Here is an 18,230-nt window from a genome sequence, read left to right on the forward strand (position 1 = left end):
GTATGCAAGGAGACCTGAAAACAATAGATATACAATTAAATAATCCTTCAGAAGCTTTGGCGCTGTTCGGTACAGAAGACCGTCATTTAAAAAGAATTGAAGAACAATTAAAAGTAACTATTATTTCAAGAGGCGAGCAAGTAAATGTTTCAGGTGAAGCTGAGCATGTAAAGCTTGTCGAAGAAATTTTGCTGGCTGTTCTTGCTTTAATCAGAAAAGGTTTATCTATAACTGAACGTGAAGTTGTTTATGCAGTTGAGCTGGCTAAAAAAGGAAAAATAAATCAATTTGAAGCTCTGTTTGAAGATGAAATTACGAAAAATGCTAAAGGCAAATCTGTTCGAGTGAAAACACTGGGACAACGCAGTTATGTGGCAGCTATAAAAAACAACGATCTCGTGTTTGGGATTGGTCCGGCTGGGACAGGTAAGACTTATTTAGCTGTAGTTATGGCCGTAAATGCATTAAAAAACGGAGAAGTAAAGAGGATTATATTAACCCGTCCGGCAGTAGAGGCCGGGGAAAGTCTTGGTTTCCTGCCGGGAGACCTTAAAGAAAAAGTTGACCCTTATTTAAGACCTCTTTATGACTCTCTCCATGATGTGTTTGGTACGGAACATACGGCACGGCTAATTGATCGGGGTACGATAGAAATTGCTCCTCTTGCCTACATGAGGGGACGCACCCTGGATGATGCTTTCGCCATATTGGACGAAGCGCAGAACACAACCCCTGAACAAATGAAGATGTTTTTAACTCGTTTAGGATTCGGATCTAAAATGATAATAACTGGTGACATCACTCAGGTGGACTTGCCAAAAGGCGTGAGTTCAGGATTAAAAGTAGCGGAAGAAAAGCTTAGTAAGGTAAAAGGCTCTGCTTTTATACATTTAGATCAAACTGATGTGGTTCGTCACCCATTAGTTCAAAGAGTAATTGACGCGTATGAACAAAACTAAGGCCCAGATAAGGGCCTTTATTATTATCTTATTTTGGAATAATATGTAAGGTGGTGGTGCGCTGTTGAAGTTTCCCGGGGGCAAAAGAAATCGTTTTAAAAAAGGCCGCAGCGACTGGATTAAATTAACTATTCCGTCTATTCTTCTTGCAGTATTCTTTTTTATATTGAGCTTTTCTAATATACATACTAAAACATATAATCTGGAAAAATTCAGTGTAGCAGAAGAAACGATTCATTCACCAATAACGATTGAAAATGAAAAGAACACAGAGCAGAGAGTGCGTGAAGCCACTCAGGATGTGGAAGATCGATATCAGGTGTCTGATACGATTACCGAAGAAAGGCTCGGATATATTACAGAAATTTTTGAAGCTGTAGAAGAAGTGAAAGAAGATGAAGGTTCAACAGATAAAAAACTGAATGAACTTGAAACTTTGCTGTCAGAGAATATAATGGATGAACTCCCAATGGAAATTTTTCGGCCATTTATACAAGCTGACTATGGCGATTTAGAAAAAAGTGAAGAAGTTCTCGCTTCTTCTATTCAGAAATACTTTGAAGAGGGAATCCGTACAACTGATTTGGAGAATACAGAAGAAACTTTTCAATTAAAGGTGCGCTATTCTTCGATACCAGATCAGCTAAAGGAAGAAACTACGGAACTTGGTAATTTTGCACTTGTAGAAAATGCATTCTTTGATGCTGAAGCAACAGACGAAGCTCGGAAAGAGGCGGTAGCACAAGTTCAGCCGGATATGGTTCAAGCAGGTGAAGTGATTGTGGCAGAAGGTGTTACGATTACTAATGATATTTATGAAGAACTTGAAATAACTGGACTTTTAAATGAAGAAAGAAATGTAATCCCCTACTTAGGGCTGATGATATTCTCTGTTCTTTTAGGAGGCATAGTGAATTACCATTTTTATAAAATGGTTAAAGAGGAGTCATTAACCTATAGGCACATTTATGTTGTCTTGCTTGTATCTATTATTCTTATGAGCCTGATGAAAGGCGTAAGTGTAATCCCGCTATCAGTTGAGTCTTTGTACTATGTAATGCCGGCGGCAGCGGGAGCGCTGCTAATAAAGCTGCTCTGTAATGAGCGTTTTGCTTTGTTGATGAGTATCGTTTTCGCTTTGATGGCCACTGTATTGTTTAATGGTGAAGTGGCCAGTACAATAAATGCGCATGCGGGAATATATGTATTACTGTCGCAATTTGCGGGTATATTCTTTTTATGGAATACTACTGATCGACAATTTATTGCAAAAACAGGGATTGGAATCGCCTTGATCAATTGTATGGCTTTAAGCTTTACTGTATTCCTGTCTTTTGAAAAGTATACGTGGATAGATTGGCTGGTATTTTCCAGCTATGGAGCAGGAAGTGCGCTGTTATCAGTTATTTTGACCTTTGGCCTTCTCCCTTTAATTGAATCCACCTTTGACATTCTTTCCGATAGTAAACTTTTAGCATTAGCCAATCCAAATCACAAGCTGTTAAGAAAAATATTAACAGAAGCCCCGGGAACTTATCATCACAGTGTAATGGTTGCCAACTTAAGTGAAGCGGCTTGTGAATCGATTGGAGCCAGAGGGCTGCTTGCCCGGGTTGCCGCTTATTATCATGATTTAGGTAAAACAGTACACCCGCACTACTTTATCGAAAATCAAATGGGAATTAAAAACCCTCATGATTTTCTAAAAGCTGAAGAAAGTGCTACCATAATAATCAATCACCCTTATGATGGGGCGAAGATGTTGAATGAGAACAAACTTCCCAGAGAAATTATTGATATTGCTAAACAGCATCACGGGACTACTCTGCTGAAATATTTTTATTATCAGGCAAAGGAAGAGGATCCGACAGTTCAAGAGAAGCGATTTCGTTATCCAGGACCTAAGCCGCAATCTAAAGAGGCAGCCATTGTATGTATATGTGATTCTGTAGAAGCTGCTGTAAGGTCGCTTGATCACCCCAATCAGGAGAAAATTAAAAGCATTGTCCACTCTATCATTGAAGATCGAATGCTGGACGGTCAGTTAGATGACTGCAGCCTTACTTTTAATGAACTATCCAGAGTGGAGTATGCTATAGGTGAAACACTTCAGGGCATTTTCCATTCCCGTATTAAGTATCCAAGCCAGAGCAATGCCGTAAAGGAGGCAAAATAATTTGATACACATTGATTTTCACGATGAAACCAATTCAATAGACGAAGCATTTGTTGATTTAATTGAGAGGGTCATTCAATTTGCAGGAGAGAAAGAGTATACAGCTAATGAAGCTGAGCTGTCCATTACGTTTGTGGACAACAAGGAGATTCAGGAATTAAATCGAAATTACAGGCAGAAGGACCAAGCGACTGATGTGATTTCCTTCGCTATGCAGGAGCTGGGAGAAGGGGAGGTTGAAGTCTTAAATGAGGACCTTCCAGTATTATTAGGAGATATCGTTATCTCTGTAGATAAAGCGAGAGAGCAGGCTGAAGACTACAATCATTCATTAGAAAGGGAATTTGCCTTTTTAGCCTTACACGGATTTCTACATTTATTAGGTTACGACCATATGAACGAGGAAGACGAACAGAAGATGTTTAAGCGACAAGAGGATATTTTAAATGAATTCGGATTACAAAGGTCGTAAGAAATGGATCGGTTTATCCAACGCGTTTAACGGTGTTAAAGCAGCCTTTCAAGAGGAAAGAAATTTAAGAATACACGGTGTTATTGGCTTTACCGCGATAATATTGGGGCTGATCTTGAGAATTTCACCCCTCGAATGGACCGCGTTAATATTAACTATAGCTCTTGTGATCACGCTTGAAATGATCAATTCGAGTATTGAGCGTGTTATGAATTATTTAGCCCCTGAGGTTCATCCTTTAATTGGGGCAATTAAAGACATAGCTGCAGGAGCTGTTTTAATTGCAGCAATTAGTTCCATTATTATTGGTTTTATTATCTTTATACCTAAAATCATGGTAATGTTCTAGATTGATTCTAAAAAGATGGAGGCAATATAATGGAAGAACAATTTAAATCAGGGTTCGTAGCCATAATCGGGAGACCGAATGTTGGGAAGTCGACTTTCATGAACCGTGTGATAGGCGAGAAAATAGCGATAATGAGTGATAAACCACAAACGACACGTAATAAAATTCAAGGGGTGCTCACTGAAAAAGATGCACAGCTGATATTTATTGATACTCCAGGAATTCATAAACCAAAACATAAACTGGGTGACTTTATGGTTAATGTAGCTGAAAATACATTAAATGAAGTAGATGCGATTATGTTTATGATTAATGCAGAAGAGGGATATGGGCGGGGCGATCAATTTATAATAGATCGATTACAAAAGATCAGCCAGCCTGTGTTTTTAATTGTGAACAAGATTGATAAAGTACATCCTGATCAGCTGCTTCCTTTAATAGATGAGTATCGTGAGAAGTTGAATTTTGAAGAAATTATTCCAATCTCTGCTTTAGAAGGTAATAATGTAGATCATTTATTAAGCGTGCTGAAAACTCACTTGCCGGAAGGCCCTCAATTTTATCCGGAGGACCACATTACTGATCACCCTGAACGCTTTATTGTGAGTGAGTTAATACGTGAGAAAGTTCTACACTTAACCCGTGAAGAAATTCCGCATTCAATTGCTGTCGTTATCGAAACAATAAAACCTAGAGAAGATTCAAATGCTGTTTTTATACAAGCTGCTATTATTGTTGAGCGTAAGTCCCAGAAAGGAATTATTATAGGCAAACAAGGCAGTATGCTTAAGGAAGTCGGCCAGAGAGCACGGAAAGATATAGAGGCACTGCTCGGGAGTAAAGTGTTTTTAGAGTTATGGGTGAAAGTGCAGAAGGATTGGCGAAATCGGCAGGTACAGCTGAGTGACTTCGGATATAAGGAAGAAGAATACTAAGTTTGGTAAAATTTATAATTCATTGTTTAAGGTAGATGAAGCAACCTAAGATTGTCATATCATTTTCTTTTATGATTATGGGAAAGGGGTGTTTCTTGTGCTAGATCTGTACTGGAATGTGTTTAGGCAGACAGGAAACATAGAAACCTATTTACTAATGAAGGAAGTAGAAGCCGACAATATTAAGGATAAAGAAACCGCTTCATCTGCCGCGGAATACGAAGACCCTATCGGGTAAAAAGCAGGTGAAATGCTTTGCTGGAAAAAATCGAAGGAATAGTTCTGCGTACGAGAGATTATGGGGAGACTCATAAGATTGTCACTTTATTCACAAGAGAAAAAGGAAAAATCGGGGTCATGGCTCGAGGAGCAAAGAAACCCAATAGCCGGATGGCCTCGGTTACACAACCCTTTATTCATGGCCAATTCTTGATTCACGCTGGATCAGGTCTTGGTTCACTGAGTCAGGGTGAAATGATCACTTCATTACGATCAATAAGAGAAGACATTGTCAAGACAGCGTATGCTTCCTATCTAGCCGAATTAACGGATAAACTTCTGGATGAAAAAAAGCCTGACCCGTTTCTTTTTGAGCAGCTTCTTCAAACTCTGCTGTGGATGGCTGAAGGAAAAGATAGTGAAATATTATCTATGATGTACGAGCTGAAAATGTATCGCAAAGCAGGTTTTGCACCAAAGGTAGATGTCTGCTTGAATTGTGGTGCTTCAGATGGCCCGTTTTCGTTCTCGGTTGTAGAGGGCGGTTATTTATGTTTCAGATGTAAGCACGTGGACTCTCAGGCTTACGGTTTATCAGATCCTCTCGCAAAGCTGCTGCGATTATTTTTACATATGGACGTTAAACGTGTTGGCCAGATTACAATGAAAGAAGAAAATAAGAAAAAGCTTCGCTTGCTGATGGACGAGTATTATGACCGTTACGGCGGATATTTTTTAAAATCAAAAAAATTCTTAAATCAGTTAGACATGTTTAAGGATAATAATTGACAAATTTCTTTAGATTCAGTATGATTCTACTTACTAACAATATGATTGCTTTGAAGGAAAGTAGTAACTGAAGCCTGTGTAAATAGAGAGCCCGTGATGGTGGAATTCGGGCGGCATAGTTCAGTGAAGGCGTTCTGGAGCGATAATCGTTTAAAGAGGCTTTCAATAGATTTAGTTGAAAGCAAATAGGGTGGAACCGCGGAGATTAAAACCCCGTCCCTATGTCATTACGGCATAGAGACGGGGTTCTTTATGCTTAAAACAAGCAGGAGGTAAGTAATATGAATATTCAAGAAATGATCTTAACATTGCAGAAGCACTGGTCTGATCAAGGGTGTCTGTTAATGCAGGCCTATGATACTGAAAAAGGGGCAGGTACGATGTCTCCAATGACCCTCCTTAGAAGTTTAGGCCCTGAGCCTTGGAACGTGGCTTACGTAGAACCTTCAAGAAGGCCGGCAGACGGCAGGTACGGGAAAAACCCTAACCGTTTGTATCAGCATCACCAGTTCCAGGTTATCATGAAGCCTTCGCCGGACAACATCCAGGAGCTGTATTTAGATTCGTTAAAAGCTCTGGGAATTGATCCGGATCAACATGATATCCGTTTCGTAGAAGATAACTGGGAAAACCCTACTCTTGGAGCTGCAGGCCTGGGCTGGGAAGTATGGCTGGATGGAATGGAAATTACTCAGTTTACTTATTTTCAGCAGATCGGCGGGTTGGAAGCACGCCCTGTATCTGCTGAGATAACTTATGGACTGGAGCGTCTTGCTTCTTACATTCAAGATAAGGAGAACGTTTTTGATTTAGAATGGACAAACGGGGTAACCGTCGGAGATATTTTCGCTCAGCCTGAATACGAACATTCTGTATATACATTTGAAGCCTCTAATGATGAGATGTTATTCGATTTATTCACAACATATGAAGCAGAAGCCAAACAAATCATGGAGAAGGGCCTGGTGTTTCCTGCATATGACTATGTATTAAAGTGCTCCCACACATTTAATCTGCTGGATGCTAAAGGTGTCATTTCTGTCACCGAGCGGACGGGGTATATAAGCAGAGTTCGGAACCTGGCACGATCCATAGCCAAAACTTATGTAGAAGAAAGAGAGCGATTAGGATTTCCAATGCTTCAGGAAGGAGAATCACGTCATGACTAATACTATTTTATTCGAACTTGGACTTGAAGAGTTACCTGCTCGGTTTATTGACGATGCTGAAAAACAACTAGCAGAAAACACAAAAACCTGGCTTGAGGAACAGCGGATCCCATATCAGTCAATAAAGTCATATTCCACCCCACGCCGATTAGCGGTTCAGATATTTGGCGTTGAGAGTAAGCAGCCTGACATTGAAGAGGAAGCTAAAGGCCCAGCAAAGAAAATTGCTTTAACGGATAGCGGAGAATGGTCAAAGGCAGCTGCGGGTTTTACAAAAGGGCAGGGGAAGTCTGTCGAAGATATTTACTTTAAAGAGATTAAAGGTGTGGAGTATGTTCACATTACTAAGTATATTAAAGGGAAAGATACAAGCGTTTTACTTCAAAGCTTTAAAGACGTATTTTTAGGGCTTAATTTTCCTAAAAATATGAGGTGGGGCGATTTCAACTTACGGTACGTCCGACCCATCCGTTGGATAACTGCCTTCTATGGAGATGAAGTTATTCCTTTAGAAATTGAAAATGTACAAAGCAGCAATGAAACATACGGTCATCGTTTTCTAGGGACCCACACAACTTTAAAGCATGCAGATTCTTATGAAGAGGCGTTGAAGCAGCAAAATGTTATAGCAGATAAAAACGAAAGAAAAGAGAAAATATTAAGCCAGCTTAAAAGGATGGAAGCAGAGAAAGGCTGGAAGGTGCTCGCGGACGACAGCTTATTAAATGAGGTCACTCATTTAGTCGAATATCCCACTGTATTCAGCGGTTCTTTCAGTGAAGAGTTTCTCGAAATACCTGAAGAAGTGCTGATTACATCTATGAAGGAGCACCAGCGTTATTTCCCTGTACAATCTACAGATGGAAAGCTGCTTCCCTGCTTTATTGCTGTCCGAAACGGAGGAGAAGCCTACCTTGATACTGTATCAAAAGGGAATGAGAAGGTTTTAAAGGCACGACTCGCAGATGCACAGTTCTTTTATCATGAAGATCAAAAAGGTTCGATTGAACAAAAGCTTCAAAAGCTAAATCGAATGGTATATCAAGTGGAATTAGGAACGTTAGCCGATAAAGTTGACCGGATAAAAACAATTTCTGAGCATTTATGTGATGATCTGGAAGCCAAAGTGAATAAAGCCAAAGCAATAAGAGCGGCAGAGATCAGCAAGTTTGACCTGGTAACTCATATGGTTGATGAATTCTCAGAGCTGCAAGGAGTTATGGGCGAAAAGTACGCTAAACTGTTTGGTGAAGATACTGAAGTAGCCCAGGCAGTTAGAGAGCATTATATGCCACGACAATCCAACGGAGAATTGCCAGAATCCGAAATAGGATCTGTTGTTAGTGTAGCTGACAAATTAGATACCATTATAGGGTCAATAGCCATTGGTAAACTGCCGACGGGTTCACAGGATCCATACGGGTTAAGAAGACAAGCCCTGGGGATATTGCAAATATTAAAGTCACGGAATTGGAACGTATCAGTAGAAGCGCTAATAAATAATGTTATTGAAATGTACATCGAAAGGAAGCTGCCGACTGTCTCAAAAGAACAGTTGGTCCGTGATACTCAAGATTTCTTCATTTCACGTGCAAACTTCCTGCTTAAAGATGAAGGGATAGCTCCAGATGTAGTAAAGGCAGTTCTGAGCCGGGGGATCCAGCAGTTTACTCTCACACTGAGCAAGGCGGAACTGCTGTCCGTTAAACGAAATGATCCTGAATTTAAACGGGTTCATGAAGCGCTTGGCAGAGTATTAAACCTTGCAGAAAAGGCTGATAATACTTCTGTTAACACAGAGCTGTTCGAAAACGAGAGTGAGAGGAACTTGTTTGAAGCTTACAGTAAAGTGCACAATAGATTTGTTGAAGAGTATAAAGAAGGCCGGTTAGAAGCTGCGATCGAACAACTGGCTGAAATGGCAGAGCCGATTCATTCCTTTTTCGATCAAACAATGGTAATGGCAGAAGATGAAGCGGTTCGTACCAATCGATTAGCACTGTTGAGAAACATAGCAGATGACACTTTCCTTTTTGCTGATTTAAACGAAGTAGAATGGAAGCAGCAATATTAAGTCACGTTCTTTTACCCAATATGATAAATGAGCTATAATTAATTAAATAGTATGTCACAGTTGGTGATTAGGGTGGTGAAAGAATGGAACTATCCAACAGACAAGAACAGATTATTCAGATTGTAAAAGATAACGGACCCATTACAGGAGAAAACATTGCGGACAGCTTAAACTTAACAAGAGCGACTTTACGTCCTGATTTAGCGATTTTAACGATGGCTGGGTTCTTAGATGCCCGTCCCCGAGTCGGTTATTTCTTTACGGGGAAAACTGGTTCAGAGCTGTTAACTGAAAAACTGAAAAAATTTAAAGTTCATGAGTATCAGGCTCTGCCGGTAGTCGTTGCAGAGGACGTCTCAGCTTACGATGCAATATGCACGATGTTTTTAGAGGATGTAGGGACGTTATTCGTTACAAATGAACAATCATTACTTGTAGGAGTTTTATCCAGAAAAGATCTCCTTAGGGCAAGTATAGGAAATCAGGACTTAACATCGGTGCCCGTGCATATTATCATGACAAGAATGCCTAATATTTCAATCTGCGAAAAGGATGATCTCTTATTAGATGCGGCACAAAAACTTATTGATAAACAAATTGACGGTCTACCGGTGGTGAAACCTGTATCTGCAGGGATGGAGGTTATCGGAAGACTTACGAAAACAAGTGTTACTAAAGCCCTTGTTGAGCTGGCAACTGACCAGCATTTATAAGGAATCCCTTCTAAGAAGGAGAGGAGAAACATTGAAAAAACCTTTTATTTATATACTATCTGATTCCGTTGGAGAAACAGCCGAACTTGTAGTTAAAGCAGCATTAAGCCAATTCGATGACGGCCCCTTTGAGGTCCAGCGAATTCCTTATGTCGAGGATATTGGAACAATCAACGAAGCGGTGGTCCAGGCAAAAGAATATGGTGCCATGATCGGTTTTACATTAGTTATACCTGAATTTCGTTCTCATCTTATTAAGAAAGCAAAAGAGTATGATTTAGAGTGTATTGATATCATGGGTCCGATGATGGATGCTATGCAGAGGTATTTTAAATCTGAACCAAGGTTAGAACCAGGACTTGTTCATAAATTAGATGAAGATTATTTTAAACGGGTGGAAGCTATTGAGTTTGCAGTGAAATATGATGACGGACGGGATTCAAGGGGAATTACTAAAGCTGATATTGTTTTAATAGGAGTTTCACGTACATCCAAAACACCACTGTCTCAATATTTAGCCCATAAAAGGCTGAAAGTAGCCAATGTTCCCATTGTTCCGGAAGTTGAGCCACCAGAGGAACTGTTTAAGGTAGATCCTAAACGGTGTATTGGTTTAAAGATCAGCCCTCAAAAATTAAACGACATTCGAAAAGAACGCCTTAAATCGCTTGGCTTAGGAGCGGAGGCGAGCTATGCAAATATGGACCGCATTCATCAGGAAATTAAACACTTTAATGAAGTAGTAGACCGGATAGGATGTCATGTGATCGACGTGTCCCACAAAGCTGTAGAGGAAACGGCAAATGTTATTATGAATCTAAAACGAGAAAATTCTCTTTGATTTTAAAATATAGATAACTCGCGCTTAGAATTAATAAGCGCGTTTTTTCTTGAAAAATATATAGATTTTTCAATTCCTATGTATTATAATAATTATTTGTGTAAAAATAATCATATTGCTATTTACATGAAGATACTTTTCTGAATAATAAAACATTAAGAAAAGAGCAGGAATCTAACGATTATTGTAGAATTACTCAAGTATGCAAAAACAAAACAATAATGTGTGGGTAGATGCTGACAGCTGTCCTGTCCAGGAGGAAATTCGTTCGGTATGCTCTGGTTTTCACATTGAACCTGAATTTGTGGCAACAGTGAATCATTTTAAGCATGACACAAAAGGTGAGAACTGGACTTTTCTGGATCATGGTTCACAATCTGTAGATCTTTTCATTTTAAATCGTGTGAAATCCGGAGATATTGTAATTACGCAGGATTACTCGTTAGCTGTATTACTGACGCCACGAGGGGTTTATGTTATTACGCCAAGAGGTAAACTGATAGAAGAGGGGGAAGCCTTTGATATTATGAATCAGAAGCATCTTCGGCAGCAGTCCCTTAGGCGGAAGAAAAAATGGAAAGGTCCAAGAGCTTTTACTGATGAAGATCGCAGGATGTTCTCGCAAGCATTAACAGACGTATTAAACACGCGGGAAAGCCGGTGATTAATTTGGAATTTTACAACTGGTACGGTGATACAAAATGGCTGGACACATCCCAGAAGAAAAAGTAGATGAGATAAGAAAATCGGTTGATATTGCAGATATTGTAGGTCAATATGTTCAATTGAAACGTCAGGGTAGAAACTACTTTGGCTTATGCCCTTTTCATGGTGAAAATACTCCTTCGTTTTCAGTTTCCAGTGATAAGCAGATCTTTCATTGTTTTGGGTGTGGAAAAGGAGGAAACGTGTATACCTTCCTGATGGAGATAGAAGGCTACAGTTTTCTTCAATCTGTTTCCAGGGTGGCAGAAACAACAGGTCATTCACTTCCAGAGCAGTTCACAGAAGAACCGGTCCAGCAAACGGACCCAGAAGCTCAAAGCATATTAGATGCTCATGAATGGATGACAAAGTTTTACCATCATCTGCTTCGTAACTCGAAAGAAGGTAAAGAAGCTCTTCAGTATCTCTTGAACCGGGGGTTCTCAGAGGATACTATTCACAAGTACCAGCTTGGTTTTTCACCTACTTCCAAAACATTCGTAGCAACCTTCCTTGAAAAGAAAGGCTTTCACCCGCAAACGATGGTGAAGGCAGGGCTGTTAAATGCCAGCGAAGACGGGGAATACTTCGATCGATTTCGCGGACGAATAATGTTTCCGCTGCGTAATCATCTTGGGAAAACCGTCGCTTTTGCCGGCAGGTCAATGGGAGAGCAGGAGCCAAAGTATTTAAATTCACCTGAAACTGACCTTTTTCAAAAAGGGAGGCTGCTCTTTAATTTTGATCAGGCACGTTCTTCGATCCGCAAAACTAAGTCTATGGTTTTATTCGAAGGATATGCTGATGTGCTGGCTGCTGATCAGGCTGGAATTCACAATGGTGTAGCGACGATGGGTACTTCAATATCGGACACACAGGCGAACCTAATTAAAAGATATTCAGATCGAGTGATCATTTGCTACGATGGGGACGAAGCTGGAACGGCCGCTGCAGCTAAAGCAGCTAAGTTATTAAAAAAAACCGGCTGTCAGACTAATATAGCAAGATTGCCTAAAGGGCTGGACCCTGATGATTATATAAAGAAATTTGGCGGAGATCGCTTTGAAAGAGAAATAATAGAGGCAAGTGATCCTTATACGTCGTTCATCATAAATTATCTTCGCAGAGATTATAACCTTCAATTAGAAGGAGATCGTATTGCTTATATCGAAGAGGTATTACAGGAGATTGCGCAGTTAGACCGTGCGATTGAAAGAGAACATTATCTAAATGCTTTAGCAGAGGAGTTCCAAATATCCACGGATACGCTGAAGAAAGAAGTGGAAAAGCATCAGACTCAAGCTTCCGCCTCGTCTTCACAACCCGGCGGCTATCGTCAGCAGCGGACTGCCCCCGTAAGACAGAATACAACACAGCATAAACTGCTCCCGGCTTTTCACAATGCAGAACGAAAGCTGATTGCAAATATGTTGAAAAACCCTGTTATTGCTGATAAAGTGCAAGAGGAATTAGGAGGGGCCTTTAATATTTCTGAGCATCAAGTTATCGTAACGCATTTATATGCATACTATGAAGATGGCCATGAACCTGACGTCAGCCAATTCATTGAACGGTTGGAGGATCAATCGTTAAAGGATTTAGTGATTCAGCTGACAATGTCCTCTGGAACGAATGAAGAAATTTCTGACCAGGAAATATCTGATTATCTTCACAGAATTCGTTTCGAAAGCACTGACCGCAGTGATATAAAGAGCCTGCAAGCTGAACAAAAAAAAGCAGAGCAGCATAATGACCCCATAAAAGCTGCAGAAATTGCAATGGAAATATTGAGACGAAAGCAAGAGTTGAAAAATACTCATTAATGGTATGGATAGTTGGAAGGAGGGGGACTCATGGCGGATAAGCAACAACAGCCATCACGTTCTAAAGAAAACGAAAGTGAATTAACCCTGGAACAAGCAAAGGAACAACTTCTGGAAATAGGTAAGAAGCGAGGTATACTGGCCTACGAAGAAGTAGCTGAAAAACTCTCCAGTTTTGAGCTGGATTCTGAACAGATGGATGAATATTACGAGCACCTCAATGAACAAGGCGTCGAAGTAATTGGTGATTCGGATCAGGATCCAAGCATGCAGCAGCTTAACAAGGAAGAAGAGTTTAATTTAAATGACTTAAGTGTACCGCCCGGAGTTAAAATAAATGATCCAGTTCGTATGTATTTAAAGGAAATAGGGCGTGTAAACCTACTGTCAGCTAATGATGAAATTAGCCTGGCACATCGTATCGAAGACGGTGATGAAGAAGCCAAAAGAGAGCTGGCAGAGGCTAACCTGCGTCTTGTAGTAAGTATTGCCAAACGGTATGTAGGCCGCGGAATGCTGTTTCTCGATTTAATACAGGAAGGGAACATGGGTCTCATTAAGGCGGTTGAAAAGTTTGACTACCGTAAAGGCTTTAAATTTAGTACCTACGCTACCTGGTGGATTAGACAAGCTATTACACGTGCCATTGCCGATCAAGCAAGAACTATACGAATTCCTGTACACATGGTTGAGACGATAAACAAGCTGATCCGTGTTCAGCGTCAGCTATTGCAAGACCTTGGCCGGGAACCCACTCCTGAAGAAATAGCTCAGGACATGGAATTGACCCCTGAAAAAGTAAGAGAAATATTAAAAATTGCTCAAGAACCAGTTTCTCTTGAAACTCCGATTGGTGAAGAGGATGATTCACATTTAGGCGATTTTATTGAAGATCAGGAGGCTACTTCCCCTTCCGATCACGCTGCTTACGAATTGTTAAAAGAGCAGCTCGAGGACGTTCTTGATACACTTACTGACCGCGAAGAAAATGTACTGCGTCTGAGATTCGGGCTGGATGACGGCCGTACACGTACATTAGAAGAGGTTGGCAAGGTATTTGGAGTGACAAGAGAGAGAATTCGTCAGATTGAAGCTAAAGCACTAAGGAAGCTTAGACATCCAAGCCGCAGTAAAAGATTAAAAGATTTTATGGAATAAAGCTGCAGAATTATAGGGGCCTTAAAGGTCCCTATAATTTTATTATTTGTTTAACGGATGTAGAAGTGCCACTGTTTTGAAGAAGAAAAGACGGATGTTCATTCAACAACCTTTTATTGTTATCACTTTCATTACTTGTCATTTATTTTACTGAAATGGGAATTATAATGCAAACAGGTCTTTTGTCGACATTTGTTGTTATCGCTTACATAACTGTCGTCTGCTGGATTTCTGAGAACCTGTTATGACATGTGCTGAATTTCATTTCTGATTTTAAATGCTTCACAGTCCAGTGGCTCTTAATAATCATAATAAGTACAATTTTTTTAATATTAGTCGTTGTAAGCGTATAAGTCATACTAATTGTTTTGTAAGTTTTCATCGTTTTCCCTTTCCTATGGGAGGAATTTAAAGTAAAATAAATATAGTCGATTAGACATCTCTCATTCTTTTCAAGGGATACATAAGGAGGATGCAACTAATGAGAAGAAACCCTGTGATTCCTTTTGCACTTATTGCTGTACTAGGGATTCTAGTGATGATTGTTGTGTCATCAGTAGGAATTAACGAAAGAGAAGCAATTGAAAATGCAGAAGATGGCGAAGAAAGTGAAGAAACTGCCGCAGGACCAGAAGAAATGTATGAACAGCAGTGTTCAAGCTGTCACGGTGGTGATCTTGAAGGTCAGAATGGGCCAAGCCTTCAAGAAGTAGGTTCAAAATATGATGCCGGTGAGATTCAAGGCATTATCGAAAACGGTAAAGGCGATGGAGCGATGCCGGCCGGCCTTTATTCAGGTGATGATGCTGCAACATTAGCAGAGTGGCTTGCTGAAGAGCATCAATAAATTAAGAAAAGCTTTCTGTAATTTTACAGGAAGCTTTTCTATTTATGAGAGGAAAGATTAGCATAATGAATACCGATCAATTATCAAAACGATTAAAAACAGTGGCAGACTTTTTAAAACCACCCATACATTTTGCTGACATAGGCTCTGATCATGCTTATTTACCCTGTTATGTCTGCCAGCAACAGAAAGAGGCTCTGGCTGTAGCGGGAGAATTAAACAGAGGACCCTATTTAAGTGCTCTTGAAGAAGTAAAACGACAAAACCTTGAAGGTCAGATTAGAGTCGTTCAAGGAGACGGATTAGAAGTCATTGACAATCAGGTTAATCAAGTGGTGATTGCTGGGATGGGCGGGCCCCTTATTACTGAAATATTAGAGAATGGCAAGGATAAGCTTCTAAACATTAACAGAATTATTGCTCAGCCAAATATAGATGCCAGGTCAGTTCGTAAATGGTTAGCAGCTCACCAATTTAATTTAGTAAATGAAGTAATATTAGAAGAAAACGGTCATATTTATGAAGTTTTGGTCGCCGATAAAGGAGATCCTTTTGAGAATTATAATAGTGAGGACTTTAAAAGGGAATTATGGCTGGGACCTCATTTATTGAAAAAGAAAAATAAAGTGTTTTATAAAAAGTGGACAGAGGAAATAGTTAAAAAAGAACGAATCATAGAGCAAATGAAAAGTGCGAGTGAACCAAATTTTGAAAAGGTTAAACAATTTGAGAAGGAAATAAACTGGTTGAAGGAGGTTCTTTAATGGGAAACAAAGAGGTTAAGGTCCGTCACATTATATCTATGCTCGAAAAAAAAGCGCCAAGCAGCTTTGCTTTTGACTGGGACAACGTAGGACTGCAGGTCGGATCAAAGGAACAGCCTGTCGAAAGAGTAATGGTCACGCTGGATGTTTTAGAAAATGTCGTTGACGAGGCCATAGAAAACAATATTGATCTAATAGTTGCCCATCATCCTTTATTATTTGTGAAATTAAATAAAATTGATACTTCGACTCCTAAAGGTCGGGCAGTCCAAAAACTGCTGCAGCATAATATTTCTGTCTACGCTTCTCATACGAATCTTGATATTGCAGAAGGCGGAGTTAACGATGTTATGAGTCGTTTGCTCGATTTAAATGATACCAGCCCGCTGATAGAAACGTCTAAAGACGATTTAATCAAACTTGCTGTATTTGTACCAGGTACTCATGTTGAATCTGTCCGTAATGCTGTAAGTGAAGCTGGGGCCGGTCATATTGGAGATTACAGCCATTGCACTTATCAAGTAAAGGGAGAAGGAACTTTTAAACCATTAGAAGGGAGCACCCCTTATATTGGCAGTGAAGGGAGACTTGAGAAGGTGGAAGAAAAAAGAGTAGAAACGATTCTTCCCCAATCAATTCTTCCTCAAGTCATAGAAGCTATGGTTAACGCTCATCCTTATGAGGAAGCGGCTTATGATTTATATCCGCTGCTGAATGAAGGTTATGTACAGGGTGTAGGAAGAATTGGGAATCTTAGAGAGCCGATTCAGTTAAAAGATTTATGTACGCTGGTTAAGGAGAAATATAAAGTACCACAATTGAGGTTTGTCGGAAATCCTGATCAGCTCGTCCGCCGTGTTGCTGTTCTTGGAGGCAGTGGTGAAAAGTACTATTCTGATGCTCTTAAACAAGGGGCTGATGCCTATATAACCGGGGATATGAGCTTTCATTTCGCTCAGGAGGCAGAAGAGAGCGGTCTTGCTGTCATTGATCCAGGTCATCATGTTGAGAAAGTGATATTGCCTGAAATAAAATACTGGATAGAATCTGGCCACGGTAAGGAAATAGACGTAATCATTTCAAAATCCAATACAGAACCCTTTAACTTTGCGTAGAAAAACCCCTCTTTCTCTACTGGAGAAAGAGGGGTTTTAGCAATTATTTTTTCTTTGTCTTAACTCTTGGAAGAATCTTCTTCTGTTCAACTTTAGACTCTCTTATCCAGGAGTCTTCGATTTCAGGATCAAATTGTTCGATAAATTTAATCACTTCTTTTGTAATTGGAGTAGGAGTGGAGGCGCCTGCCGTTACAGCGACTTTGGAGACGCCTTCGAGCCAGTCGAGCTCAATTTCTGTAACATCGGAAATACGGTACGCCTGTGTGCCGGCAATTTCCATTGAAACTTGGGCTAAGCGATTTGAGTTGTTACTTTTCGGGTCACCGACTACTAATGTTAAATCTGCATCTTTAGCCTGCTCAGAAACTGCTTCCTGCCTCACTTGAGTCGCCATGCAGATCTCCTGATGCTTTTCTACTTGAGGATATTTCTCTTTCACTTTCTCCATCACATCATAAACATCCCATTGACTCATCGTCGTCTGGTTCGTAATTAACAGCTTGTCATGAGTGATTTCTAGGTCTTCAACGTCTTCTTCGGTCTGAACAAGGTGGACTTTGCCCGGTGCAACTCCCATCGCGCCTTCAGGCTCAGGGTGACCTTTTTTACCGACATAAATAATTTCGTAACCTTCTGCTACACGGTCTCTAATTAAATTATGAGTGTTCGTTACATCAGGGCATGTAGCATCTAATGCAGTGAGACCTTTCTTTTTGGCTCTTTCTTTTACTTCTGGTGAAACACCATGAGCTGTAAAGATAACGGTCCCATCGTTAATTCCATCTAATAAGTCTAAGCGGTTTTTACCATCGACGGTTATAATTCCTTCATTCTTAAATGCATCTGTTACATGAGAATTGTGGACAATCATACCTAAAATATATATAGGACGAGGCAGATTAGGGTCTTTCGCAGCATTCTGCGCAATCACCATTGCATCTACCACTCCATAACAATAACCGCGAGGGGCGATTTTTATGACTTCCATTTCATAAATCCTCCTCTTTGTTCTTAAAAACATCTTTTGTAACGAATTAATTCATCCTCTATTATAAAGGCTAAAGTATAATATGACAAAGAATGTCTACGATTCGTGCAATTCACTGTTCAGTCGATTAT

At 40.0% G+C, this 18,230-nt stretch carries 19 protein-coding genes and 1 other annotated feature; of the genes, 17 read left to right on the forward strand and 2 right to left on the reverse strand.

The window, feature by feature from the left end; genetic code table 11:
- Positions 1–2 precede the first annotated feature (2 nt).
- The 14 genes from LF822_RS01625 (at position 3) to rpoD (ending at position 14,382) form a co-directional block, all read left to right on the forward strand.
- Entirely contained in the window at positions 3–959 is a 957-nt protein-coding gene (locus tag LF822_RS01625) for a PhoH family protein (RefSeq protein WP_253922221.1), read from the forward strand.
- Between the two features lie 64 nt (positions 960–1,023).
- Positions 1,024–3,135, forward strand: a complete 2,112-nt coding sequence (locus LF822_RS01630) for an HD family phosphohydrolase (protein WP_253922222.1) — start codon at positions 1,024–1,026, stop codon at positions 3,133–3,135.
- A gap of 4 nt (positions 3,136–3,139) precedes the next feature.
- Complete coding sequence (gene ybeY / locus LF822_RS01635; protein ID WP_253923430.1) at positions 3,140–3,607, forward strand: rRNA maturation RNase YbeY; 468 nt, start codon at positions 3,140–3,142, stop codon at positions 3,605–3,607.
- Entirely contained in the window at positions 3,582–3,956 is a 375-nt protein-coding gene (locus LF822_RS01640) for a diacylglycerol kinase family protein (RefSeq protein ID WP_253922223.1), read from the forward strand. The genes ybeY and LF822_RS01640 overlap by 26 nt, the downstream gene beginning before the upstream one ends.
- Before the next feature lie 29 nt (positions 3,957–3,985).
- Complete coding sequence (gene era, locus LF822_RS01645) at positions 3,986–4,891, forward strand: GTPase Era (protein WP_253922224.1); 906 nt, start codon at positions 3,986–3,988, stop codon at positions 4,889–4,891.
- Positions 4,892–4,988: 97 nt separating this feature from the next.
- A complete protein-coding gene (locus LF822_RS01650; RefSeq protein ID WP_253922225.1) occupies positions 4,989–5,129 on the forward strand; it encodes a YqzL family protein in 141 nt (46 codons plus the stop codon).
- A gap of 17 nt (positions 5,130–5,146) precedes the next feature.
- Positions 5,147–5,899, forward strand: coding sequence for a DNA repair protein RecO (gene recO, locus LF822_RS01655; protein WP_253922226.1), 753 nt, complete (start codon positions 5,147–5,149; stop codon positions 5,897–5,899).
- Between the two features lie 41 nt (positions 5,900–5,940).
- Positions 5,941–6,123, forward strand: a binding site (T-box leader).
- A gap of 57 nt (positions 6,124–6,180) precedes the next feature.
- Positions 6,181–7,068: a glycine--tRNA ligase subunit alpha gene (gene glyQ / locus LF822_RS01660; protein ID WP_253922227.1), complete on the forward strand. Its 888-nt coding sequence runs from the start codon at positions 6,181–6,183 to the stop codon at positions 7,066–7,068.
- Positions 7,061–9,142 carry a glycine--tRNA ligase subunit beta gene (glyS, locus tag LF822_RS01665; RefSeq protein WP_253922228.1) on the forward strand — a complete coding sequence of 694 codons (2,082 nt, stop codon included), beginning with the start codon at positions 7,061–7,063 and terminating at the stop codon, positions 9,140–9,142. The genes glyQ and glyS overlap by 8 nt, the downstream gene beginning before the upstream one ends.
- 83 nt (positions 9,143–9,225) lie before the next feature.
- Positions 9,226–9,855, forward strand: a complete 630-nt coding sequence (gene ccpN, locus LF822_RS01670) for a transcriptional regulator CcpN (protein ID WP_253922229.1) — start codon at positions 9,226–9,228, stop codon at positions 9,853–9,855.
- Between the two features lie 31 nt (positions 9,856–9,886).
- Positions 9,887–10,696: a pyruvate, water dikinase regulatory protein gene (locus LF822_RS01675; RefSeq protein WP_253922230.1), complete on the forward strand. Its 810-nt coding sequence runs from the start codon at positions 9,887–9,889 to the stop codon at positions 10,694–10,696.
- A gap of 202 nt (positions 10,697–10,898) precedes the next feature.
- The gene (locus LF822_RS01680) at positions 10,899–11,360 is read left to right on the forward strand and encodes a DUF188 domain-containing protein (protein WP_253922231.1); all 462 of its coding nucleotides are present in this window, start codon (positions 10,899–10,901) and stop codon (positions 11,358–11,360) included.
- A gap of 37 nt (positions 11,361–11,397) precedes the next feature.
- Positions 11,398–13,224: a DNA primase gene (gene dnaG / locus LF822_RS01685; protein WP_253922232.1), complete on the forward strand. Its 1,827-nt coding sequence runs from the start codon at positions 11,398–11,400 to the stop codon at positions 13,222–13,224.
- Positions 13,225–13,254: 30 nt separating this feature from the next.
- A complete protein-coding gene (gene rpoD / locus LF822_RS01690; RefSeq protein WP_253922233.1) occupies positions 13,255–14,382 on the forward strand; it encodes an RNA polymerase sigma factor RpoD in 1,128 nt (375 codons plus the stop codon).
- Between the two features lie 205 nt (positions 14,383–14,587).
- On the opposite strand, the gene LF822_RS01695 is transcribed toward rpoD, so the two are convergent.
- On the reverse strand, positions 14,588–14,764 hold the full coding sequence (locus LF822_RS01695) for a hypothetical protein (protein ID WP_253922234.1): 177 nt from the start codon (positions 14,762–14,764) through the stop codon (positions 14,588–14,590).
- Between the two features lie 99 nt (positions 14,765–14,863).
- Between LF822_RS01695 and cccA the strand changes: the two genes are divergently transcribed.
- Genes cccA through LF822_RS01710 form a run of 3 tightly spaced genes read left to right on the forward strand, consistent with a single transcriptional unit; the run spans position 14,864 to position 17,108 of the window.
- Complete coding sequence (cccA, locus tag LF822_RS01700) at positions 14,864–15,229, forward strand: cytochrome c550 (RefSeq protein WP_253922235.1); 366 nt, start codon at positions 14,864–14,866, stop codon at positions 15,227–15,229.
- A gap of 44 nt (positions 15,230–15,273) precedes the next feature.
- Positions 15,274–15,993 (forward strand): tRNA (adenine(22)-N(1))-methyltransferase, encoded by a 720-nt coding sequence (locus LF822_RS01705; RefSeq protein ID WP_253922236.1) that lies wholly within the window; start codon positions 15,274–15,276, stop codon positions 15,991–15,993.
- Positions 15,993–17,108 (forward strand): Nif3-like dinuclear metal center hexameric protein, encoded by a 1,116-nt coding sequence (locus LF822_RS01710; RefSeq protein WP_253922237.1) that lies wholly within the window; start codon positions 15,993–15,995, stop codon positions 17,106–17,108. Before LF822_RS01705 ends, LF822_RS01710 begins: the two co-directional genes overlap by 1 nt.
- A 43-nt stretch (positions 17,109–17,151) precedes the next feature.
- Here LF822_RS01710 and LF822_RS01715 read toward each other — a convergent pair whose 3' ends face one another.
- On the reverse strand, positions 17,152–18,099 hold the full coding sequence (locus LF822_RS01715; protein WP_253922238.1) for a 4-hydroxy-3-methylbut-2-enyl diphosphate reductase: 948 nt from the start codon (positions 18,097–18,099) through the stop codon (positions 17,152–17,154).
- Positions 18,100–18,230: the final 131 nt, after the last annotated feature.

Origin of the sequence: Halobacillus sp. A5, from assembly GCF_024189315.1 — a bacterium.
In the GTDB taxonomy this organism is placed as follows: Bacteria; Bacillota; Bacilli; order Bacillales; family Halobacillaceae; genus Halobacillus_A.

Excerpts from the sequence above, each read along its gene's own strand:
- LF822_RS01625 (WP_253922221.1), top strand. The coding sequence starts at position 3 with ATGCAAGGAGACCTGAAAACAATAGATATACAATTAAATAATCCTTCA.
- LF822_RS01640 (WP_253922223.1), top strand. The coding sequence starts at position 3,582 with ATGAATTCGGATTACAAAGGTCGTAAGAAATGGATCGGTTTATCCAAC.
- era (WP_253922224.1), top strand. The coding sequence starts at position 3,986 with ATGGAAGAACAATTTAAATCAGGGTTCGTAGCCATAATCGGGAGACCG.
- glyQ (WP_253922227.1), top strand. The coding sequence starts at position 6,181 with ATGAATATTCAAGAAATGATCTTAACATTGCAGAAGCACTGGTCTGAT.
- glyS (WP_253922228.1), top strand. The coding sequence starts at position 7,061 with ATGACTAATACTATTTTATTCGAACTTGGACTTGAAGAGTTACCTGCT.
- ccpN (WP_253922229.1), top strand. The coding sequence starts at position 9,226 with ATGGAACTATCCAACAGACAAGAACAGATTATTCAGATTGTAAAAGAT.
- LF822_RS01680 (WP_253922231.1), top strand. The coding sequence starts at position 10,899 with ATGCAAAAACAAAACAATAATGTGTGGGTAGATGCTGACAGCTGTCCT.
- dnaG (WP_253922232.1), top strand. The coding sequence starts at position 11,398 with ATGGCTGGACACATCCCAGAAGAAAAAGTAGATGAGATAAGAAAATCG.
- rpoD (WP_253922233.1), top strand. The coding sequence starts at position 13,255 with ATGGCGGATAAGCAACAACAGCCATCACGTTCTAAAGAAAACGAAAGT.
- LF822_RS01695 (WP_253922234.1), bottom strand. The coding sequence starts at position 14,764 with ATGAAAACTTACAAAACAATTAGTATGACTTATACGCTTACAACGACT.
- cccA (WP_253922235.1), top strand. The coding sequence starts at position 14,864 with ATGAGAAGAAACCCTGTGATTCCTTTTGCACTTATTGCTGTACTAGGG.
- LF822_RS01705 (WP_253922236.1), top strand. The coding sequence starts at position 15,274 with ATGAGAGGAAAGATTAGCATAATGAATACCGATCAATTATCAAAACGA.
- LF822_RS01710 (WP_253922237.1), top strand. The coding sequence starts at position 15,993 with ATGGGAAACAAAGAGGTTAAGGTCCGTCACATTATATCTATGCTCGAA.
- LF822_RS01715 (WP_253922238.1), bottom strand. The coding sequence starts at position 18,099 with ATGGAAGTCATAAAAATCGCCCCTCGCGGTTATTGTTATGGAGTGGTA.